This is a genomic window from Aliiroseovarius crassostreae, from assembly GCF_001307765.1.
GTDB lineage: Bacteria > Pseudomonadota > Alphaproteobacteria > Rhodobacterales > Rhodobacteraceae > Aliiroseovarius > Aliiroseovarius crassostreae.
In genome coordinates this window covers 98,470-118,624 of sequence record NZ_LKBA01000023.1, presented here as the reverse complement: position 1 = coordinate 118,624, position 20,155 = coordinate 98,470, and the positions used below count along the sequence as shown (strand labels likewise).

Annotated in this window: 15 protein-coding genes; 6 read left to right on the top strand and 9 right to left on the bottom strand. The window is 58.7% G+C overall.

The window, feature by feature from the left end; all coding sequences use genetic code 11:
• Positions 1–53: 53 nt before the first annotated feature.
• Complete coding sequence (gene gatB / locus AKJ29_RS16310) at positions 54–1,568, bottom strand: Asp-tRNA(Asn)/Glu-tRNA(Gln) amidotransferase subunit GatB (protein ID WP_055192599.1); 1,515 nt, start codon at positions 1,566–1,568, stop codon at positions 54–56.
• A 230-nt stretch (positions 1,569–1,798) separates the two neighbouring features.
• On the bottom strand, positions 1,799–4,363 hold the full coding sequence (pepN, locus tag AKJ29_RS16305) for an aminopeptidase N (RefSeq protein ID WP_055192598.1): 2,565 nt from the start codon (positions 4,361–4,363) through the stop codon (positions 1,799–1,801).
• Positions 4,364–4,583: 220 nt separating this feature from the next.
• On the opposite strand from pepN, the gene AKJ29_RS16300 reads away from it, so the two are divergent.
• A complete protein-coding gene (locus AKJ29_RS16300; protein WP_055192597.1) occupies positions 4,584–6,731 on the top strand; it encodes a malate synthase G in 2,148 nt (715 codons plus the stop codon).
• A gap of 13 nt (positions 6,732–6,744) precedes the next feature.
• Positions 6,745–7,170 carry a GlcG/HbpS family heme-binding protein gene (locus AKJ29_RS16295; RefSeq protein ID WP_055192596.1) on the top strand — a complete coding sequence of 142 codons (426 nt, stop codon included), beginning with the start codon at positions 6,745–6,747 and terminating at the stop codon, positions 7,168–7,170.
• Positions 7,171–7,190: 20 nt separating this feature from the next.
• On the opposite strand, the gene AKJ29_RS16290 is transcribed toward AKJ29_RS16295, so the two are convergent.
• Both AKJ29_RS16290 and AKJ29_RS16285 read right to left on the bottom strand, forming a co-directional pair.
• Positions 7,191–7,394 (bottom strand): DUF378 domain-containing protein, encoded by a 204-nt coding sequence (locus AKJ29_RS16290; RefSeq protein ID WP_055192595.1) that lies wholly within the window; start codon positions 7,392–7,394, stop codon positions 7,191–7,193.
• Between the two features lie 84 nt (positions 7,395–7,478).
• On the bottom strand, positions 7,479–7,985 hold the full coding sequence (locus tag AKJ29_RS16285) for a fasciclin domain-containing protein (RefSeq protein WP_055192594.1): 507 nt from the start codon (positions 7,983–7,985) through the stop codon (positions 7,479–7,481).
• 173 nt (positions 7,986–8,158) lie between these two features.
• Between AKJ29_RS16285 and AKJ29_RS16280 the strand changes: the two genes are divergently transcribed.
• Together AKJ29_RS16280 and AKJ29_RS16275 are read left to right on the top strand one after the other, a co-directional pair.
• Complete coding sequence (locus AKJ29_RS16280) at positions 8,159–8,773, top strand: cupin domain-containing protein (RefSeq protein WP_055192593.1); 615 nt, start codon at positions 8,159–8,161, stop codon at positions 8,771–8,773.
• Between the two features lie 202 nt (positions 8,774–8,975).
• Positions 8,976–9,731, top strand: a complete 756-nt coding sequence (locus AKJ29_RS16275; protein WP_055192592.1) for a gamma-glutamyl-gamma-aminobutyrate hydrolase family protein — start codon at positions 8,976–8,978, stop codon at positions 9,729–9,731.
• 22 nt (positions 9,732–9,753) lie between these two features.
• Here AKJ29_RS16275 and AKJ29_RS20385 read toward each other — a convergent pair whose 3' ends face one another.
• The 4 genes from AKJ29_RS20385 to AKJ29_RS16255 all read right to left on the bottom strand — a co-directional run bounded on the left by AKJ29_RS20385 (position 9,754) and on the right by AKJ29_RS16255 (position 17,011).
• The gene (locus tag AKJ29_RS20385; protein WP_055192704.1) at positions 9,754–11,754 is read right to left on the bottom strand and encodes a Hint domain-containing protein; all 2,001 of its coding nucleotides are present in this window, start codon (positions 11,752–11,754) and stop codon (positions 9,754–9,756) included.
• 147 nt (positions 11,755–11,901) lie between these two features.
• Positions 11,902–14,106, bottom strand: coding sequence for a Hint domain-containing protein (locus AKJ29_RS20380; protein WP_055192591.1), 2,205 nt, complete (start codon positions 14,104–14,106; stop codon positions 11,902–11,904).
• Positions 14,107–14,298: 192 nt separating this feature from the next.
• Positions 14,299–16,533, bottom strand: a complete 2,235-nt coding sequence (locus tag AKJ29_RS16260; protein ID WP_055192590.1) for a xanthine dehydrogenase family protein molybdopterin-binding subunit — start codon at positions 16,531–16,533, stop codon at positions 14,299–14,301.
• Position 16,534: 1 nt separating this feature from the next.
• Positions 16,535–17,011: a (2Fe-2S)-binding protein gene (locus AKJ29_RS16255; RefSeq protein WP_055192589.1), complete on the bottom strand. Its 477-nt coding sequence runs from the start codon at positions 17,009–17,011 to the stop codon at positions 16,535–16,537.
• 63 nt (positions 17,012–17,074) lie between these two features.
• Between AKJ29_RS16255 and AKJ29_RS16250 the strand changes: the two genes are divergently transcribed.
• Complete coding sequence (locus AKJ29_RS16250) at positions 17,075–17,737, top strand: TetR/AcrR family transcriptional regulator (protein WP_055192588.1); 663 nt, start codon at positions 17,075–17,077, stop codon at positions 17,735–17,737.
• Positions 17,738–17,968: 231 nt separating this feature from the next.
• Here AKJ29_RS16250 and AKJ29_RS16245 read toward each other — a convergent pair whose 3' ends face one another.
• Positions 17,969–19,120, bottom strand: coding sequence for a pyridoxal phosphate-dependent aminotransferase (locus tag AKJ29_RS16245; protein WP_055192587.1), 1,152 nt, complete (start codon positions 19,118–19,120; stop codon positions 17,969–17,971).
• Positions 19,121–19,320: 200 nt separating this feature from the next.
• Between AKJ29_RS16245 and AKJ29_RS16240 the strand changes: the two genes are divergently transcribed.
• Positions 19,321–20,088, top strand: a complete 768-nt coding sequence (locus tag AKJ29_RS16240) for a DsbA family protein (protein WP_055192703.1) — start codon at positions 19,321–19,323, stop codon at positions 20,086–20,088.
• The last annotated feature ends 67 nt before the right edge of the window (positions 20,089–20,155 follow it).

Below are 20,155 nucleotides of genomic sequence, written 5' to 3'. Positions count from 1 at the left end.
AGAAATGGCAAAGGCCCCACAGCGGGGGCCTTATACCAGAAATGTCGACAAAATCAGAGGCCCAGCTTGGCCGTCACGATGTCATTCACCGCTTTCGGGTTGGCCTTGCCGCCGGTGGCTTTCATCACTTGCCCCACAAAGAAGCCCACCAGTTTCGGGTTTTGCTTGGCCTTTTCGACCTGAGCGGGGTTGGCGGCAATCACCTCGTCCACGGCCGCTTCGATGGCGCCGGTATCCGTCACCTGCTTCATGCCGCGGGCCTCGACAATCTCAGCCGGGTCGCCACCTTCAGTATAGACAATCTCGAAAAGATCCTTGGCGATCTTGCCCGAGATATCGCCCTTGGTGATGAGCGCAATGATGCCCCCCAGCTGCTCGGGAGAGACCGGGCTTTCGGTGATCGAATGATCTTCTTTTTTCAGGCGACCAAAGAGTTCATTGATCACCCAGTTTGCGGCGAGCTTGCCGTCACGCCCCTCGGCCACTTTCTCGAAAAAGGCGGCGCTTTCCGCTTCGGCGGTCAAAACGCCCGCGTCATATTCCGACAGGCCGAAATCGGTGACAAAACGCGCTTTTTTCTCATCCGGCAGTTCCGGCAGGGTGTCGGCAATCCCGTCTACCCAGTCCTGTTCGATCTCGAGCGGCAGCAGGTCAGGGCAGGGGAAGTAGCGATAGTCATGTGCTTCTTCCTTTGACCGCATCGAGCGGGTTTCGTTCTTGTCCGGGTCGTACAGGCGGGTTTCCTGCACCACTTCGCCCCCGTCTTCGACAATGGCGATCTGGCGGCGGGCCTCATACTCGATCGCGGCCTGAATGAAGCGCATCGAGTTCATGTTCTTGATCTCGCACCGGGTGCCGAGATGCGAGAAATCCTGCGTCTCCATGTATTTCTCATATTGCCCCGGACGACAGACCGAGACGTTCACGTCCGCGCGCAGGTTGCCGTTTTGCATGTTTCCATCACAGGTGCCGAGGTAACGCAGAATCTGGCGCAGCTTGGTGACATAGGCCGCGGCCTCTTCCGGGCCACGAATATCCGGGCGGGAGACGATTTCCATCAAGGCGACGCCGGTGCGGTTCAGGTCCACGAACGACATGTTGGGATCCATGTCATGCACCGATTTGCCGGCATCCTGTTCCAGGTGGATACGCTCGATGCGCACCTTGCGGGCCACGCCCGGCCCCATGTCCACGATCACTTCGCCTTCGCCCACGATGGGGTGATACAGCTGCGAAATCTGATAGCCCTGCGGCAGGTCGGGATAGAAATAGTTCTTGCGGTCAAAGGCCGAGAACAGGTTGATATCGGCCTTCAGCCCCAACCCGGTGCGCACAGCCTGCTCTACGCAATATTCATTGATGACCGGCAACATGCCCGGCATGGCGGCATCCACGAAAGCCACATTGGAGTTGGGCTCGGCGCCGAACTTGGTTGACGCGCCGGAAAACAGCTTGGCGTTGGAGCTGACCTGGGCGTGGATTTCCATCCCGATAACCAGTTCCCAATCTTCCTTTGCCCCGGCAATGACTTTTGGTTTCGGGGTTTCATAGGCGAGATGATCCAACATATGTGCTTTCCCATGATTTCGTTTCCCCTGCCTTCTAGGGCAGGGCGCGAGCCGGGGCAAGGGGGCTGGCGATTGGTCTGTCGGTAGGGCGCGGCGTGGGATCAGGGTGGGCATCATCAAGGGGCGCTGCCCCTCGCGCGACAAGCGCGCTCACCCCGGGATATTTGAGACAAGAAAAAAGGGCGGCGGAACAGGCCGCCGCCCTTCAGGGATCGGTAATGGGGGGCGGATCAGCCGTTCAGAATGCGGCTGACCATTTCCTGCGTGTCCGAGGACAGATCCGGGGAGGCGAGGATCCGTTCCAGCGCCGTTTTCATCAGCGCCTGCCGATCCACATCCCAGCGTTTCCAGGTTTCAAAGCCTGAGCTCATGCGGGCGGTGATCTGCGGGTTGACCGGATCAAGTCGGATCAGCCAGTCGGCAAAGAGCGCATAGCCTTTGCCCGAGGCGTCGTGGAAAGCTGGTTGGTTCATCATCAGGGCGCCGAAGAGGGCGCGGAAGCGGTTGGGGTTTTTCCAGTTGAAATCCGCGTCTTTCGCCAGCTCAGCGGCGATTTCTGCAGCGCGGTCCGGGGTGCCATGGGCCACCTGCATGGCAAACCATTTGTCCATGACCAGAGCATCCCCCTCAAACCGGTTGCGGAAATCTGCAAGCGCTGCTTCGCCTTTCTGCACGTCGAGCAGGCAGCCAAGGGCGCCCAGGCGCAGGGTCATGTTGTCCGCCTGGTCATATTGTGCCTGAGCCGCAATGCCGCCATCCAGCCGGTTGGTGAGCTTCAGCACTTCCAGCCCAAGGGCACGTTTGCCTGCTTGTTCCGCATTGGGTTGAAACGCGTCTGTCACGGTCATTTCCGCGCTCAGCCTTGGCAGCAGGTCCTGCAGGTGTTCGGCCATTTGCTGGCGCAGGGTCTGATGGGCGTTATATATCGCCATCGGATCGGGGGTCATTCCCGCATCTGCCAGCGTCTGAGCCAGATCATCTTGCCCCGGCAGCCCCATTGCAAGCGCCCGGAAGGCGGGATCAAGGTTGTCATCACGCAGCATCGCGGCCACGGCATCAAGATAGGCCCCGCCGGGGGTGCTCTCGCCAGTGATCATCGCGATCAGGACATCTTTTGCCAGGGTCCGCCCGGCTTCCCATTTATTGAACGGATCGGTGTCATGGGCGAGCAGGAAAGCGCGCTCTTCGGCAGAGCTTTCGCGCTCCAAGATCACCGGGGCGGAGAAATGGCGCAGGATCGACAGGGTGGGTTTCGCGCCCAGCCCACTGAAGCTGAAGCTTTGCACGGCGTCTGTCACTTCGAGGATTTGCGTGCCGAGCACTTCGTCCCCATTGGCGCCAAGCAGCCCAACCGCCACGGGAATATGCTGTGGCAGCTTTTCATCCTGACCAGGTGTCGGTGGAGTTTGTTGTTCAAAATGAAGGGTATAGGTGCCATCTTCAAACTGATCCGTCACCTTCAGGCGCGGGGTGCCAGCCTGTTTGTACCAGCGACGGAACTGGGTCAGGTCACGCCCGGTGCTGTCTTCAAAGACCCGCACCCAATCTTCGATGGTCGCAGCCTCGCCATCATGGCGGGCAAAGTAAAGATCCAGCGCCTTGTAATATTCCTCATGCCCCACCAGTGTCTTCATCATGCGAATGAGTTCGGCACCTTTTTCATAGATGGTCGCCGTGTAGAAATTGTTGATTTCGACAAAACTGTCAGGCTGGACCTGATGGGCAAGCGGGCCGTTATCTTCGCGGAACTGTCGACCGCGCAGGGCGATGACATCATTGATCCGGCACACGGCCTCGGATCGCATGTCGCCGGAAAACTGCTGATCGCGGAACACGGTCAGCCCTTCCTTGAGGCTGAGCTGGAACCAATCTCGGCAGGTGATCCGGTTTCCGGTCCAGTTGTGGAAATACTCATGCGCGATGATCGCTTCGATCCGCTCGAAATTCGCATCTGTCGAGGTGTCGGGTGAGGCGAGCACGGCGGAGGTGTTGAAGATGTTCAGCCCCTTGTTCTCCATCGCGCCCATATTGAAATCGCTCACGGCAACAATCTGGAAAATATCGAGGTCATATTCACGTCCGTAGACCTCTTCATCCCATTTCATGCTGTCTTTCAGCGCCTGCATGCCAAAAGCGGTCTTGCCCTCGTCTCCGGGGCGCACCCAGAGTTTCAGATCGACCTCTTTGCCCGACATGGTGGTGAACCTGTCGTCGCGCGCCACCAGATCGCCTGCCACAAGGGCAAAGAGATAAGCGGGTTTTGGCCAAGGGTCATTCCATTCTGCCCAGCCATCGCCCGAGGCCACCGGGTTGCCGTTCGACAGCATCACCGGCTGGTCCCCTTCGATGCGCACCTTGAAGGGGGCCATGACATCCGGGCGATCGGGGTAATAGGTGATGCGGCGGAACCCTTCGGCTTCACATTGGGTGCAATACATGCCGTTTGACATGTAAAGCCCTTCCAGCGCGGTGTTGGCCTCGGGATTGATATCGACCTCAGCTTCCCAGACAAACGCAGCATCCGGCACGTCGCAGCGCAGGCCACCGTCAACCAGCTCCGGGGTGACGTCCTTGCCGTCGATCCTTGCGGAAATCAGGGTCAGATACTCCCCATGCAGGAAAAATTCCCTGCTTGCGGCAGCCGGATTGGGTTTGAAGCGGATTTTCGAGGAGACACGCGTGGCAGTGGGGGCGAGCTTGAAGCTCAGCGCCACCTCCTCCACCAGATAGGCCGGTGGGGTGTAGTCGGAAAGGTGGATTTTCTGCGGTGCCTGGTTCTGGGCCTGTTCGGTCATGTCGGGGAGCCTTTGATATGTTTGGCGCTAACGTAATTCGCCCGGTGAGGGGCTGCAAGCAGAACGAATGGTGTGATGGTGGGACGGACTGTCAGGGCGCGCGATGGAAAAACTCACCTGTCGGTTCAGTTTCCCTTAACTGACCTGCCGAGGATTTCAATTGCCTGCCAACGCTGTTTGGGGGAGTTTGCCTGTAACAGATCGCAAAGAGAGGTGCCCCATGACCGACTATACCAACCGTGCCGGACTGTCCGTTGCTGCCGAGCTGGCCGCGTTCCTTGAAGATCGGGCATTGCCGGGAACCGGGGTGGAGGCCGGGGCGTTCTGGTCGGGATTTGCGGATCTGGTGGCAGACCTCATGCCCAAAAACCGTGCCCTGCTGGAGCGGCGGAGCGCGCTGCAAACGCAGTTGGATACATGGCATATCGCCCATCGTGGGCAATCACATGACCCCATGGCCTATCGGTCTTTCCTTGAGGAAATCGGATATCTGGTGCCGGAAGGCCCGGATTTTGAGATCGGGACGGAAAATGTCGACCCGGAAATCGCCCTGATCCCGGGTCCACAGCTGGTGGTGCCGATCATGAATGCGCGTTTTGCACTCAATGCAGCCAATGCGCGTTGGGGCAGCCTGTATGACGCGCTTTACGGCACCGACGCAATGGGGGATCTGCCCGAGGCTGGGGGCTATGATGCTGCACGTGGTGCGCGGGTGATTGACTGGGCCAAGGGGTTTTTGGACAAGGCTGTTGCGCTGGATGGGGTCAAATGGTCGGACGTGCGTGGGTTGCGTATTGAGGATGGGCTGGTGATCTCGACCTCAAGGGGCGAGGCGCGCCTTGTCTCGCCGGAAAACTTTGTTGGTTCGGCGGAGGGTGGATCCGAATTTGTCTTCAAACACAACGGATTGCATGTGGTTGTTTGCGTGAACGCATCTCACCCGATTGGCAAGGATGACCCGGCAAATATCTCGGATGTCATCCTGGAAAGCGCCATGTCCACCATCATGGATTGCGAAGACAGTGTCGCCGCGGTGGATGCCGAAGACAAGGTGCTGGCCTATTCCAACTGGCTGGGCCTGATGCGGGGGGATCTGGAAGAAAGCTTTGAAAAATCGGGCAAGACCATCACCCGCAAGATGAACCCGGACCGCACCTATCTTGACAGCGACGGGCAGCCGATCACCCTGAAGGGCCGGTCGTTGATGCTCGTGCGGAATGTGGGCCATTTGATGAGCAACCCCGCGATCCTGACCTCTGAGGGAGAAGAGATCGGCGAGGGGCTGATGGATGCAATGATCACCACGCTCATCGCCATGCATGACCTGTCGCGCACCGGCGGGAACTCGGTGACCGGGTCGGTTTACGTGGTGAAGCCCAAGATGCATGGGCCGGAAGAGGTTGCCTTCTCGGACGAGATCTTTAGCCGGGTCGAAGCGGTGCTGGGCCTGCCACGGTATACGGTCAAGCTGGGCATCATGGATGAGGAGCGCCGCACGTCTGTGAACCTCAAGGAATGCATTCGCGCGGCCAAATTTCGTGTGGCCTTTATCAATACCGGCTTCCTGGATCGCACCGGGGATGAAATTCATTCCTCGATGGAGGCGGGCCCCATGATCCGCAAGGGGGATATGAAAGGGTCGAAATGGATTGCCTCATACGAGGATCGCAATGTGGATATCGGGCTGGCTTGCGGGCTGAAGGGCAGGGCGCAGATCGGCAAAGGCATGTGGGCGATGCCCGACCGGATGGGACAGATGCTGGCAGACAAGATCGGCCACCCGAAAGCGGGTGCCACCTGCGCCTGGGTGCCCAGCCCAACCGCCGCCACCCTGCATGCCACGCATTACCACGATATTGATGTGCTGGCCCGACAGGATGCGTTGCGCAAAGGGGGCGCGCGCGGGCGCCTTGATGATCTGTTGACCCTTCCGGTGGCGGATGGGGTGAACTGGTCTGCCGAGGATATCCGCCAGGAGGTGGAAAACAACGCGCAGGGAATTCTGGGCTATGTGGTGCGTTGGGTCGACCAGGGGGTGGGGTGCTCAAAAGTGCCGGACATTCATGATGTGGGCCTGATGGAAGACCGCGCCACCTGTCGGATCAGTTCCCAGGCCCTTGCGAACTGGCTGCACCATGGTGTGGTCAGCGAGGAGGAGGTGATGGCAGCTCTTAAAAAGATGGCGGCGATTGTGGATGCGCAGAACGCGGAGGACCCGGCCTATCGCCCGATGGCGCCTGATTTTGAGGGTCAGGCGTTTCAGGCAGCTTGTGATCTTGTGTTCAAGGGACGGGTGCAACCGTCCGGCTATACTGAACCGGTGCTGCATGCGCGGCGCCTTGCATTGAAGGCCGCATTGGCCGGGTGAAAAAGGAAAAGTGATGACACTCACAGTGGAACAGGCGCGCGAAATCATTCGTGTGGCCAAGGAAAAGGGCCGGGATGAGGGGATGAAGCCCCTGTCGGTTGTGGTGGTGGATGCGGGCGGTCATGTGATTGCGTTTGAACGCGGTGAAGGCGCCCCTCCGGGCCGGTTCGATATTGCCCAGGGCAAGGCTTATGGCTCGATTATGCTGGGGATTGGTGGCACGGCCCAGCGCGACCGGGCTGAAGCGCAGAGCTATTTCATCCTCGCTGCCAATGGCGCCTATAACGGGCGTCTGGTGCCGGTGCCGGGGGGCATTCTGGTGCGAAATGATACCGGCACGGTGATCGGTGCGGTTGGTGTCACCGGGGATACGTCGGAAAATGACCTGCTCGCAGGGGCGGCAGGAATTGACGCGGTGGGGCTTACCGCCGAGGGGTAAGCCCCGTTTCAATTCTGTGGTCAGGCGGCTGCCTTCAGGCACCGGCTGGCCCCAACCAGTTGATAGACCGCCGAGACGCCCACCAGCAGATAGACAATGCGCGACAGGATTGACATGTCGCCCAGCAGCGCCGCAACAAGATCAAAATTCGCAAGGCCGACAAGGCCCCAGTTCACCCCGCCGATACAGACGAGGATCAGGGTGACAAGATGGGTATAAGTCATAACATTTCCTTTCCGTGTTTAAGAGTGGCCGCGCCAAACCTGACGCGGCCGGCCCGAAATGCTCCGGCCTGATATACTTGGGCCTCAATTCGCGGGGATCAGCACCTTGTCGATCACATGGATCACGCCATTGCTTGCACCCACATCTGCGGTGGTGACCTTGGCGTCATTGATCATCACGCTGCCATTCATGACTTTCACGGACACGTCGCTGCCATTGACGGTGGTGGCAGAGGTCAGTTGCACCACATCGCCGGACATCACTTTTCCAGGCACCACGTGATAGGTGAGGATTGCGGTCAGCTGATCCTTGTTTTCAGGCTTCAGAAGCGTCTCCACGGTGCCTTCCGGCAGGGCGGTAAAGGCTTCGTCCGTGGGGGCAAAGACAGTGAATGGGCCGTCGCCTTTCAGGGTTTCGACAAGGTCAGCAGCATCAAGAGCAGCCGCCAGCGTATTGAAGCTCCCGGCTGAGACCGCAGTGTCCACGATATCAGGGCCGCTCCCGGCATATGAGGTGCAGGCAGCAAGGGGGGCCATCGCCAGGGCCAGTGCAAGAGTGGTGTTTTTCAGGTTCAGCGTCTTGAACGACATTGTAACGCTCCTTTTTTGTTTTGAATTTAGAGAACAATAATTTCATGATGTGAAAAGTTACCTGCATCTCAACCCACTTTTTCGTGATGTGAATAATTCTGTAATGTGAGTAAAGTAATCTGTGCCTTCTTTCCGGAGGGGCAAAAGAAACCGAAAAGGAAAGGAACACCCCCATGTTGTCAGACACGCTGATCGAGCAGATCGACGCCTACCGAATCGGTCCGAAAATCCACCAGTTGCGCACCGACAAGCGGCTGGGGCTGGCGCAATTGGGGGAACATACCGGCCTCTCCGCCGGGATGCTGTCCAAGATTGAACGCGGTGTGGTTGTGCCCACATTGCCAACTCTTGTGCGCATCTCCCTTGTGTTCGGCGTGGGGCTGGATCACTTTTTCACCCCGGAAGATGCCCGGCCGACAGCCGTGCATGTGCGCGCCGAGGACCGGATCACACTGCCGATCGACGGGCAGGAGGGCGTGTCCTACCTGTTCGAAAGCCTGGATTTTCCGGTGCCCGATCGCCTGCTCGAAGCCTATCTGGCCGAGTTTCCTGAAACAGGGCGCCCTTCAAAACCCCATGCCCATAAAGGGGGTGAACTGGTCTATGTGATCGAGGGGCAGATCGCCCTGACCATTCATGGTCGGCGCCATCTTCTTGTTCAGGGGGATGCCTTTTATTTTGATGCGGATTACGACCACCAATATGAAAATGCCACATCCGAGGGCGGGCGGGCGCGGGCTCTGGTCGCGGTTGCACCGCATTTGCCAAGTTCAGCGCGCGGGTCGTAAACTTCCTCGGGGCGAAACCCAATCTAGGCTTCGCCCGTCATTCCCGATCTGCTATCATCCTAAAGCGTTTCGAGATTAACTTGAGACACAAGTTGATTTCGAAACGCCCGCAACATCAGTAGGTTTCGAGCGTTTCGCCTCGTTATTGTGTCTCAATAATAAGTCGAAACACTTTAGAAAGACGCATTAAATCGGAGCACATATGACCCGCCCCGTCATTGGTATCATCGGCAATTTCTACACCTTGAATGATCAATACCCCACCCATGCGGGCGGAACGATGAATTCAGAGGCGATCAGTCAGGTGGCGCATTGCCTGCCCCTGATCGTGCCCAGCCACCCGGATTTTGTCTGCGTGAACGAATTGCTGGATGTCTGCGACGGCTTTCTGTTCACCGGGGGGCGTCCCAACGTGCATCCTGAGGAATATGGCGAAGATCCCACCGAGGCGCATGGCGAGTTTGACCGTTGCCGGGATGCGATTACCCTGCCGCTGATCCGGGCCTGCGTCGACCGCGGCCAGCCCTTCTTTGGGATCTGTCGCGGGTTTCAAGAGGTGAATGTGGCGATGGGCGGCACGCTCTACCCGGAAATCCGTGAACTTCCCGGCCGGATGAACCACCGGATGCCCCCGGATGGCACGCTTGATGAAAAATTTGAAATCCGGCATGACGTGCATTTCACCCAAGGGGGGGCGTTTCACAAATTGCTGGGCAAAACCACGGTGCGCACCAACACGCTGCACGGGCAGGGGATCAAGACCGCAGGCCCTCGTGTGGTGATCGAAGGCCATGCGGATGATGAGACGCCCGAGGCAATTGTCATCCGGGATGCGCCGGGGTTCACGCTGTCGGTGCAATGGCACCCGGAATATAAGGCGGCCGAAGACCCGGTGTCCCGCCCCCTGTTCGAAGCTTTCGGCAACGCGGCTCGCGCCTGGAAGGCGACCAAAGCCTGAGCGTGAAACCCGTTTGGGAGCGTCACCCCGCCAGCAAGAGGCGCGTTTCGTAACGGCGCAGCACGCTGCGGGCTGTCTTGCCATAGCCGGTGTTTGAGCAGCGCAGCGCGGGAAACAGGGCAAGCACCTCCTCCCTTGTTTGGGTGTCCAGCCCACCAAGTGTGGGCCAGGCCGGGTGAAAGCTCTCGGTCGGGACCCCTTCGGAATAAATCACTTCGTGCTGATCAAACAGAAGGTGATAATAGGTCACCTCTGATGCCGCCTCCCGGTAGATGGTTTCGCCATTGATCATGTGGCAGGCCGGAACAAGGACTTCGGGCGTGTCAAAGAGAAGGGTCGCCTTGGGGGACTTCAACAAGATCCGGTGCTGCGGGCTGACAAGAAGCGGGCGGGAATTTCCAATCGCGCCTTTGCAAAAGCGAATGGGGGCCAGCCTGCCTTGGGCTGCGACATGGCTCTTCCCGATCCAGAGCAGGGGCTGCAACCCATTGTCACGGGTGATGATCAGATCCCCCGGGCGCAGATCTTGAACGGGGCGTGGCCCGAAAGGGGTTTCAATCCGCGTGCTGCCTGTAAAACATATGATAATCTGTTCGAAATTCGTGAAGGTCACCACGGTGCCGTCTGACAATGTGGCGGTGCCGTTTTCGGGGTTGTCCGGATCGAACACCACATTAGACCAGTCATTGACCAGCCCTTTGAGGTCGAGCGTATCGATGTCGCTGTCATCTGCGTCTTCGCCGCCATCCAGGGTGATGGTCGGGCCGGAACCATCCAGCGCATCCGTCGGGTTCAGTTCAAACCGGTCCGATCCGGTCCCACCCGAAGCGGTGTCGCCCGCCCCGACATGGATCAGGTCCTCTCCGTCTCCTCCATGAAGCGTGTCGGATCCCGACCCGCCGGTCAGCGTGTCATCCCCTCCGTTGCCATCGATAAAATCATCGCCAGCGCCCCCCGAAAGGCTGTCATTCCCGGCGATCGGGTCGACCGGGACCGGGGTGAAACTGACCGAGGTCAGGTGATAGTCCGATCCATCCGTGCCGTCTGTCTGGGGAAGGGCGGTAAAGACAATCTGGTCAAAATTCCCGTGCCCGGAGATGTCCACCGTGCCACTTCCCGTGCCCGCGCCTTGTTCGGTAAAGTCGCCTTCCGCAACCAGAACACCATCATTGTAGATCGCCCAATGACCGGCTTCTGCATAGGTTGAGGTGTAGAGATTGGCAAAGCTGAAACTTGCTTCACTTGCCTCCCCATCGAGTGTGACCGTCACGTTTTCGGACAGGCCCGAAGCAAGGTCATAACCAATCTGGGAGGTGACCGAGCTGTCGCTGTCAGAGACGGTGCCGCTCGCGCCGAACCCGCCGCCGGAATAAGTGGCAATGTTGCTGCTGCTCGCGGTGGTCAGCGACCCGCCAACAACATTCTGCGCGGTGACCGTATACCCATTTGTAGTGTCGGTGAAATTGCCTTCGTGGATCGTGATCGGCTCAGGCGTGACACTGGAGAGGTCGTCATCGCCATAAATGCTGTCGTTGCCATCGCCCCCCTCGATCGTGTCGGATCCTGTGCCGCCATAGATCGTATCGTCGCCATAACCGGCTTCCACGTAATCGTCGCCTGCGCCCGCATCAACCACATCTGCATTGTCCCCGGTGGCGCCGTCCCCCCCGTCGACCTTTTCCCCGTCTTCATCGGTGAAGCTCGTGTCGATCACATCCGCGCCATCCCCTCCGGTCAGCACGTCATCCGCTGTGGAATAGCTTGGCGCAGAGATGACGGATGCGGACGAAATTGTATCAACCGGGCCATTGTTTGAGGTGAAATAGATATTCCCATCCGAGCCCAGATAATATGTCCCCGTCTCGGTTTCATTGGTATAGGTGGTGCCGCCATATGTGCCGCTCCAGGTCCAGCTTCCGCTGCCAAGGATTGTATCGATCGTAAAACTGGTCGTAGGACCGATGATTGCGTCGCCGCTGTCCAGTGAACTATCACCAAGTTGCACCAGATACCCTGTTGCCATAGGTTCCCCCTCCATACGCGCAGATTTTGGCAGCTTGCCTGTTGCGGCTTAAGATTGGGTGTGAGAAGGAAAAAAAGACTGAAAATTTTGCGAATTATCAGTGTTTGGCTGCGCTTTTTGTTTCGGATTTGAAGCGAATTCAATCAATCAGGCAGCCAAGTTCAGCGTGCGGGCTTCGTGATGGCGCAAGACCATACGCGCGGTTTGGCCATAGCTGTTTGGCGCTGACCGCAGCTCTGGGAACAGGGTAAACAACTCCTCGCGCGCCGCGAGGCTGATAGCGGCCAGGCCCTGATGGCCGGGGTGAAAGCTCTCACTCGCAGCACCTTCGCAATACACCACCTCATGCTGATCGAAGAGCAGGTGATAATATGTCACCTCGTGGCGGTCTTCTTGAAAGATCGTGCGCCCGTTGATCAGGTGCTTGGCGGGGATCATGACTTCACTCTGGTCAAATAACAAATTTGCATCCGCCCCACGGTAGAGCATTCTGTGTTGCGGACTGACCAGCAGGGCGCGGTTGTTGCCAAAGGCCCCCTTGGCAAAGCGAACCGGGGCTAGATCCCCCTGTCCAGCTACGGTCTTGGATCCAATCCAGCGCAGGGGCTGGGCCCCGTTATCACGGGTGATGACCAGATCGCCGGGGCGCAGATCCTGAACCGGGCGGGGGCCATAGGGGGTTTCAATCCGGGTGCCACGGGTAAAGCAGATGATCAGGTTTTCGATATTGGAAAAAGTGACCACTGTGCCATCGGTCAGGGTGGCGGTGCCGTTTTCGGCGTTGTTCGGATCGAACACCACATCAGACCAGTTATTGACCAGCCCTTTGAGGTCGAGCGTATCGATGTCGCTGTCATCCGCGTCTTCGCCGCCATCCACGGTGATTGTCGGACCAGAGCCATCCAGCGCGGCGGTCAGGTCGAGGTTGAAGATATCAGAGTGAGCCCCACCTTCGGCCACATCGCCCGCACCCACAGAGAATTCGTCTGCGCCATCCCCACCATAAAGGTGGTCCTGACCGGCCCCTCCGACCAGCGTGTCATCCCCGTCTTCCCCATAGATCGTGTCATTTCCGGCCCCGCCGCTCAGGCTGTCATCCCCGGACATCGGGATCGGGGTGAAGTGAATGTCGGTAATGTCGACCGCATGGGTGACAGTATCGCCATTCGCATAGGAAATGATGATTTGTGACACCGGACCGGGGATCTCGACCAATAGCGAGCCTTCCGGGTTGAAAGTCTCATAGTCGCCATTGCCGGTTGCGGTGTTGCCGCTGACCTGAATGCCGCTGCCCGCCGTAAGGTTGACCGCCACCGGGTTCCCATCCGCATCAAAGGCGGTGATTGTGACCTGGTCGATATGGTTGCCCGCAACCGCGTCAAGGTCGTTGATGCGGAAGGAAACGTCAGAAACTTCTCCGGTGGCATTTGCACCGGTGGCCGCCGCAAAATCGACGGTCAGGACCGCCGTTTCCGCATCGCCGTTTCCATATAGGCGGCCAGCTGAGTTGGTGTCGTATCCGTCAGAACCAACATATTGGGTATTACCGGTTTCAACCGTGAAGGTTGTGGCGTTGTTGCCCGGATCGGAAAACCCGATCGTGACATCAATCTCGCCTGTGTTTTGGGTAAACCCCCCGGTCAGATCGGCGCCTTGCGTGCCCTGATCCGTCCAGTCGAGCACCTCTTCTGCGGCGGGGGGGGTATCGGGGTGGCCAAAATCCCCATAGATCAGATCATCGCCATCCCCGGCGAGAACGGTGTCATTTCCACCGCCTGCCTCAACCTCGTCGCCCTGGCCGGTGGCGCCGGACCCGTGCCCGTCGTCAATGGTGTCGCCTTCAGGGTCACCCACATAGCCTGCGTCGATGACATCATTCCCGCTGGTGCCGTCAACCAGATCATCCCCGAGGAATTGGTCGGAATAGGTAAAGGCAATATCACCAGCGGTGACATCGGGCGCACTGTCAAACTCCACGACCTCGTATGAGCGCCCTGGCACAAGCGGCACTTCGGACAGGGTGTAATATCCTGCGGCGTCCCCGGCCAGGACGTGGAACGTGGCAACCTGAAATTCCTCGCCGGTGACGGTGTCGCGCAGCGTCCACATTTCTTCGGCTTCAACCGATACCCCGATTGAACTGCCCGTGCCGAGGGTGACATCTGCCGTGGCCGTCTCTCCGCCACCATCGTCATCGTCAAGTGTCAGCCCTTCGATGCCGGTTTCATTGTCGGTAATGATGGCAACACCGGCAGCGGTGCCTGGACCGGACCAGGATACGGTGGCCCCAACCGTCTGTCCAAGAATGGACAGCGGGTCCGTATCATAGAACTCTACCGTATAAGTTGCCATTTTGTGTTTGCCCTGCCGTCAATTGGGGGGCGTTTCACAGACTACCCCCTCGATTGTTCCGATTTCTCAGACAATTTAGCCAGAATTTAGGCGAAAATGGCGCGAACTACGGTAAAGATGCGATATTTTGTGAAGAAACCGCGTGTTTCTAAAGATCTCCCATTTGGAAACAATCCGGTGGAGGGCCGCGGTTCAGCTAAAAAACTGGAACTGCTCCATCAGGGGTAGATGGCGTGCGCGGGTGTCGGTTAGGTCAAACAGCGCATTGGCCAGCGCAGGTGCGGCCGGTGGGGTGCCCGGTTCGCCAACCCCGCCCATCCGTTCCATGTTTTGCAAAAGCTTGACATGGAACCGGGGCGTGACCCCCATGCGCAGCGCGTCATAATCCGGGAAGTTTTCCTGTTCAGCCATCCCGTCGGAAAAGGTGATCTGTCCGTGGATGGCAGCTGACAGGCCGAAAACGGCGCCCCCGGTCAGTTGGGCCTCTGCGTTGAGCGGATCAAGCACCGTGCCTAGATCTGCTGCGATCCACATGTCGTTCAGGCGGATCACCCCCTCTGCATCGCGTTCCACTTCCACCACCTGGGCCACCGCGGTGCCGAAGGTAAACCCAAATGCCACGCCGCGCCCGATATTGTCCGCGGTCTTGCCGCTCCAGCCCGACATGTCGCGCACGGTTTCCAGAACCGTGGCAGAGGGGGCGTGCTGTGGGCGGATGTGGCGCAGGCGGAATTCCAGCGGGTCCACAGCTGCCTCATGGGCCAGTTCGTCGATAAAGCTCTCGTGGAAAAAAACGTTCTGACTGGAGCCGACCGAGCGCCAAAACCCAACCGGGATCGCGACATCCGCCGCGTATCCTCTGAACCGCTGATTGGGAATGTTATAGGGCTGGTCATGCGCCCCTTCGGTAAGGGTGTTGTCCGACGGGGTCATTTCGACCCCGAGCATGTTGGTCAGAAGCTGTTTCATGATTGATGGGGCGGCCATCTGGCCGTCCAGCGCAGCAATCCGGCCGTTTTCCAGCACCCCGCGCATCCGGGCGATGGCTCCGGGGCGATAGTGATCATGGCGCATGTCTTCTTCGCGCGACCAGGTGGTCTGCACCGGGGTGCCGGGCAAGGTGAGGGCGACCCGCGTGGCGATCTCGGCAAAATCCACCATGGCGCGCCGGCCAAACCCGCCACCAAGAAAGGTCGTATGCACCTCAACATTCTCGGCATCCAGCCCGGCAGCGGCTGCGCATGTGTCGCGCACCAGAACCGGGGCCTGGTTGGGGGACCAGACCTCTAGCTTGCCATCGGTGTAAAGCGCGGTGGAGTTCATCGGTTCCATCGTCGCATGGGCCAGATACGGCACGCGATATTCCGCGGTCAGGGCATCGCCTGTAAAGGCGATGTCGGCGTTCCCTTCATCGCGCAAGGTGCAGTTGGCGGGCTGATCGAAAGCGGTCTCGATCTTTTCAAAGATCGCATCGCTTTCAGGGGGGTAGGGAGCGTCTCCCCAGGTGACGTCAATCGCATTTACAGCCTCGATCGCAAGCCATGTGTTGCGTGCAATCACCGCCACACCATTGCCCAGATCGACTACTTTCTCGACCCCCGGCATGGTTTCGGCAGTGCTGGCGTCAAAAGAGATCATCTCGCCCCCCAGTCGAGGGGACATGCGAACGGAGGCAAACCTCATGCCGGGCAGGCGGACATCCATGCCAAATGTCGCGGTGCCGGTTGCTTTTAGCGGTTGATCCTTGCGCGGCTGGCTTTTGCCCAGATAGCGCCATTCGGAAGGGGATTTCAGACGTGGGGTCTGTTCCGGGTCAAGCGTGGCGGCACGCGGGGCCAGTTCCGTATAGCTGAGGCGTGTGCCATCCGGCGCAATCACATGGCCGTCTTCCGTGCGCAGACGATCCTGCCCGATATTCAATTGCTGCGACGCCGCCATGAGCAATGTGGCGCGGGCAGAGGCCCCCGCCATGCGCATCTGCTGCATTCCGTCCAGTGCGGAGGTCGATCCACCGGTGATCTGTAGCGACAGAAGTTTCGGAAAGGCCTGCGTGAGAGAGGCCGCCCAGCCATTGGGGGCAGGGTCCTGGCTTGCTTTGTAGTGGCGATCGGTTGCCAGGGCGCTGTTGTAATAGGCCTGGGCTGCGGGGCCGTGCAGGACCGTCACGGCGTCCAGATCCACGTCCAGCTCTTCCGCCACCATTGCGGCAAGCGTGGTCATCACGCCTTGGCCCATTTCGGAATGCGGCACCACTGCGCTCACCCCGTCTTGATTGATCACCACCCATGGGTTCAATGCGCCGTCCCCTTCCGGCAAGGGATTGTCCGGGGTCTTGGCCAATTGATACGCCCCGAAGGCTACGCCCCCCACCACGGCGGTTGAGGTGACGAGAAAGGCGCGTCGGGTGAAAGTCTTCAATTTGCCCATGTCAGGAAACCTCCATCATTTTGGCCGCATCATGGATGGCGGCTCGGATCCGGGGATAGGTGCCGCAGCGACACAGGTTGCCGGACATTGCTTCGTTGATGTCATCATCCGTTGGGGCAGGGTTTTCTGCCAGAAGGGCGGCCGCCTGCATGATCTGTCCCGACTGGCAATACCCACATTGCGCCACCTGGTTGCGTACCCACGCCTCTTGCAGGGCACTGAGCGCCTCTGGTGTTCCGATCCCTTCGATTGTGGTCACTGGCCCGTCGATGTCTTCCAGCAGCACCTGGCAAGAGCGCACCGCTTCTCCGTCAATATGCACGGTGCAGGCGCCACAGGCCGCAACACCACAGCCGTATTTCGTGCCGATCAGGCCAAGTTCGTCGCGCAACACCCATAAAAGGGGCACGTCACCGGGCAAAGTGACCTGATGAGGGATGTTGTTGATAACAAGGGTTCGGGGCGTGGGCTGAGACATCGGGATCCTCCGCAGCGAGTAATTGCGCAATGACAAAATGAGCCTAAAGTGTCAGTAAGTCAATTGACAAAATTTGACGAAAATGTCAGATTGGCGCTTCAGACCTCTTGCCGGATTGAAAGCCAGAACATGCCCGAAACCCCTGCGGATCTAACCGTCGACGACAAGCAGATGGCCATTCTGATGGCCGCGCTGGAGGTGTTCCGGCTATATGGGTTTCGCCGCTCGTCGATGGAGGATATCGCCAAGGCTGCTGGCATGTCGCGGGCGGCGCTTTACCTTCACTTTCGCAACAAACAGGACCTGTTTCGCCGCCTTGTTGTGGTGTTTTTCGCCCAGGCCGTCTGTGATCTGCGCAGAGAACTGCTGCGCGATCCCTCGCGTGCGGTGACGGATACGCTGGTTGCCGCGTTGCTGGCCAAGGGGGGGGCGGGGATGGAAGCTCTGTTCAATTCGCCTCATGGGCATGAGATGATGGAAGTGAAAACCTCCGCTGCAGAGGAGGAGGTGGCCGAAGGTATGGCGCAGCTCTCCTCGGTGCTGGCGGATTGGTTCGAAGATCAGGCCGCGCTGGGGCGTGTGGTGCTGGATGTCCTGGCGAGCGAAATGGCAAAGACCCTTCTGGATGGGCTGGATGGGGTCAAAGCCAATGCGACCAGCTATCAGCAATATCTGGACGGGGTCAGCCGACTGGGGCGTGTTTTTGGAAAAGCCCTGTCGGCCTGAGGCGCCGGGTGTGTTTTGTTTTCCCCGTTAGCTGACGCGTCTGCTGTCCTGTCAGCCGCCCCAGACTGCCGGTCCAATCTTCTGTCGGATCCGGGCCGCTACGGGTTAAAGCGTTTCGGGATAAACTTGAGATACATGTTTATTCCGAAACGCCCACGACATTGAGATCTCTTGCCGCGTTTCGGTTTTGCCCTGTGTTTTTGCCCTGTGTCAGGTTAAAACCGAAACGCTTTAGGTGTCTGCCTTCCGCCCGGCCATGAATGTTGCCAGACGTGCCACCCCTTCTTTGATATCCGCCGTCGAGCGGGCATATGAAAAGCGCAGGGTCTGTGCGCCCCGGCGCGGGTCGAAATCCAGGCCGGGCGTGACCGCGACGCCTGCCTTCTCCAGAATTTCGGCGGCAAAGGCCCGGCTGTCGTTGGTATGTTCACTGACATCGCAATAGATGTAGAACGCACCATCCGCTGGCGCAAATTTGCCAAATCCGATCTTGGGGAGTTCTTTCGTCAAGATTTGACGATTTATTGCGTAAGTATCTAGGTTTGCATCCAACTCCTCATGTGACTTCAGCGCCGCAATCGCCGCCACCTGACTGGCATGAGGGGCGCAGATAAACATATTCTGCGCGATACGTTCAACGTGGCGGATGTGATCCTCGGGCACGACCATCCACCCTACGCGCCAACCGGTCATCGAGAAATATTTCGAGAAGGAGTTGATCACGTAAATGTCGTCGGACACTTCCAGTGCCGAAATCGCACGACCGCCATATTGCAGCCCGTGATAGATCTCGTCCGAGATGAAGCTGGTGCCCTGCGCGTGACATTTCCCGATCAACGCCTCAAGCGCACCATGGTCCAGCATCGTGCCAGAGGGGTTGGCGGGGGAGGCGGTCAACATGCCCTGAAGGCCTTCGGGAATGTCTGATGGGACCGGTTGATAACGGTTTTCAGGGGCGGTCTGCAACCCGACAGCTTCGATGCTCATGGCCTTGAGGATCTGCCGGTAAGACGGGTAACCGGGTTCGCCCAGCCCCACCTTGTCGCCCGCATCAAACAAGGCGGAAAAGGCAAGGATAAATGCCCCTGAGCTGCCCGGTGTGATCACCACACGCGCAGGGTTCAGATCAAGATTATACCAATCTTTATAAAGTGTTGCGATGCCTTCTCGAAGTTCTGGAAGCCCTAGGGAAACCGTGTATCCCAACGCGTCTTTTTCCATCTCGCGCAGCAATGCTTCACGGGCCGCACGCGGTGCGGGCGTTGACGGCTGGCCCACTTCCATATGGATGATATGGCGCCCGGCGGCTTCGGCGGCGCGGGCGGATTCCATGACATCCATCACGATAAAGGGGGCCACCTGGCCGCGGGTAGATTTGCGCATGTCGATCCTCGAACTCTGATCCGGTTTGCCGGACAGGTGCCGCGCAAATGGCGTAAAGTCAACCTGTGGTAAGGAAGGAAGGGGGCAGGCTGGGACCATCTGCCGCGCGACCTCGCGCGGGTTTGATCGGATCAGGCTTGGCGCATCGGCTGCAATCGCATATGTCGAAAGGGATTTGTCTTTTTCGGAACGAGAACCCCATGAAACGTTTTTCCCGTGCAAAACACACCCTTCTGGGCACCGCTTTGATGATTGGCACCGCCTTGCCTGCTGCAGCAATTGATCTGAGCAACATGAGCGAGGCGGAGCGAGAAGCGTTTCGCAATGAGGTGCGGGCTTATCTGCTGGAAAACCCCGAAGTGATCATGGAGGCGGTCAGCGTTCTGGAAGAGCGTCAGGCGGCGCAGGCAGAGATGGATGATCTGGCCTTGGTGCGGGTCAATGCAGAAGCTCTGTTCAACGATGGCTATTCGCATGTGGCTGGAAATCCCGACGGGGATGTGACGATCGTTGAATTTGTTGATTACCGTTGTGGCTATTGCCGCAAGGCCTATGACGAGGTCACCGAACTTCTGGAGAAAGACAAGGGCATCCGCCTGATCCTGAAAGAATACCCGATCCTGGGCGAAGACAGCCTGAATTCGTCGCGGTTTGCGATCTCGGCACAACTTCTGTTTGGTGAGGATGCATATGCAAAACTGCACCCGGCGCTGATCACCCTGCAGGGATCGGCCAGCATTGGCAATCTGATCGCACTGGCGGATGATCTCGGGCTGGATGGCAAAGCGATTGCAAAGGGGATGACGGCGGATCGTGTTGATGAAATCCTTGGCGAGAACCACGCCCTTGCGCGCCGTCTGCAGATCACCGGAACGCCTGCCTTCGTGATGGGGGAACAGCTTGCGCGCGGGTATATGCCGCTGGCGCAGATGGAGGCTTTTGTCTCGGACATTCGGTCCGCCCAATAACACGTTGCCCCAATAACGCGGTGCCCCCAGTAATCCGGTGCCCGTGAGCCGGGGCAAAACGGGTGTT

Coding starts and splice junctions, on each gene's coding strand:
- AKJ29_RS16245 (WP_055192587.1), bottom strand. CDS start 19,120: ATGCGCAAATCTACCCGCGGCCAGGTGGCCCCCTTTATCGTGATGGAT.
- AKJ29_RS16255 (WP_055192589.1), bottom strand. CDS start 17,011: ATGTCTCAGCCCACGCCCCGAACCCTTGTTATCAACAACATCCCTCAT.
- AKJ29_RS20380 (WP_055192591.1), bottom strand. CDS start 14,106: ATGGCAACTTATACGGTAGAGTTCTATGATACGGACCCGCTGTCCATT.
- AKJ29_RS16275 (WP_055192592.1), top strand. CDS start 8,976: ATGACCCGCCCCGTCATTGGTATCATCGGCAATTTCTACACCTTGAAT.
- AKJ29_RS16240 (WP_055192703.1), top strand. CDS start 19,321: ATGAAACGTTTTTCCCGTGCAAAACACACCCTTCTGGGCACCGCTTTG.
- AKJ29_RS16260 (WP_055192590.1), bottom strand. CDS start 16,533: ATGGGCAAATTGAAGACTTTCACCCGACGCGCCTTTCTCGTCACCTCA.
- AKJ29_RS16290 (WP_055192595.1), bottom strand. CDS start 7,394: ATGACTTATACCCATCTTGTCACCCTGATCCTCGTCTGTATCGGCGGG.
- AKJ29_RS16285 (WP_055192594.1), bottom strand. CDS start 7,985: ATGTCGTTCAAGACGCTGAACCTGAAAAACACCACTCTTGCACTGGCC.
- gatB (WP_055192599.1), bottom strand. CDS start 1,568: ATGTTGGATCATCTCGCCTATGAAACCCCGAAACCAAAAGTCATTGCC.
- AKJ29_RS16280 (WP_055192593.1), top strand. CDS start 8,159: ATGTTGTCAGACACGCTGATCGAGCAGATCGACGCCTACCGAATCGGT.
- AKJ29_RS20385 (WP_055192704.1), bottom strand. CDS start 11,754: ATGGCAACAGGGTATCTGGTGCAACTTGGTGATAGTTCACTGGACAGC.
- AKJ29_RS16300 (WP_055192597.1), top strand. CDS start 4,584: ATGACCGACTATACCAACCGTGCCGGACTGTCCGTTGCTGCCGAGCTG.
- AKJ29_RS16295 (WP_055192596.1), top strand. CDS start 6,745: ATGACACTCACAGTGGAACAGGCGCGCGAAATCATTCGTGTGGCCAAG.
- pepN (WP_055192598.1), bottom strand. CDS start 4,363: ATGACCGAACAGGCCCAGAACCAGGCACCGCAGAAAATCCACCTTTCC.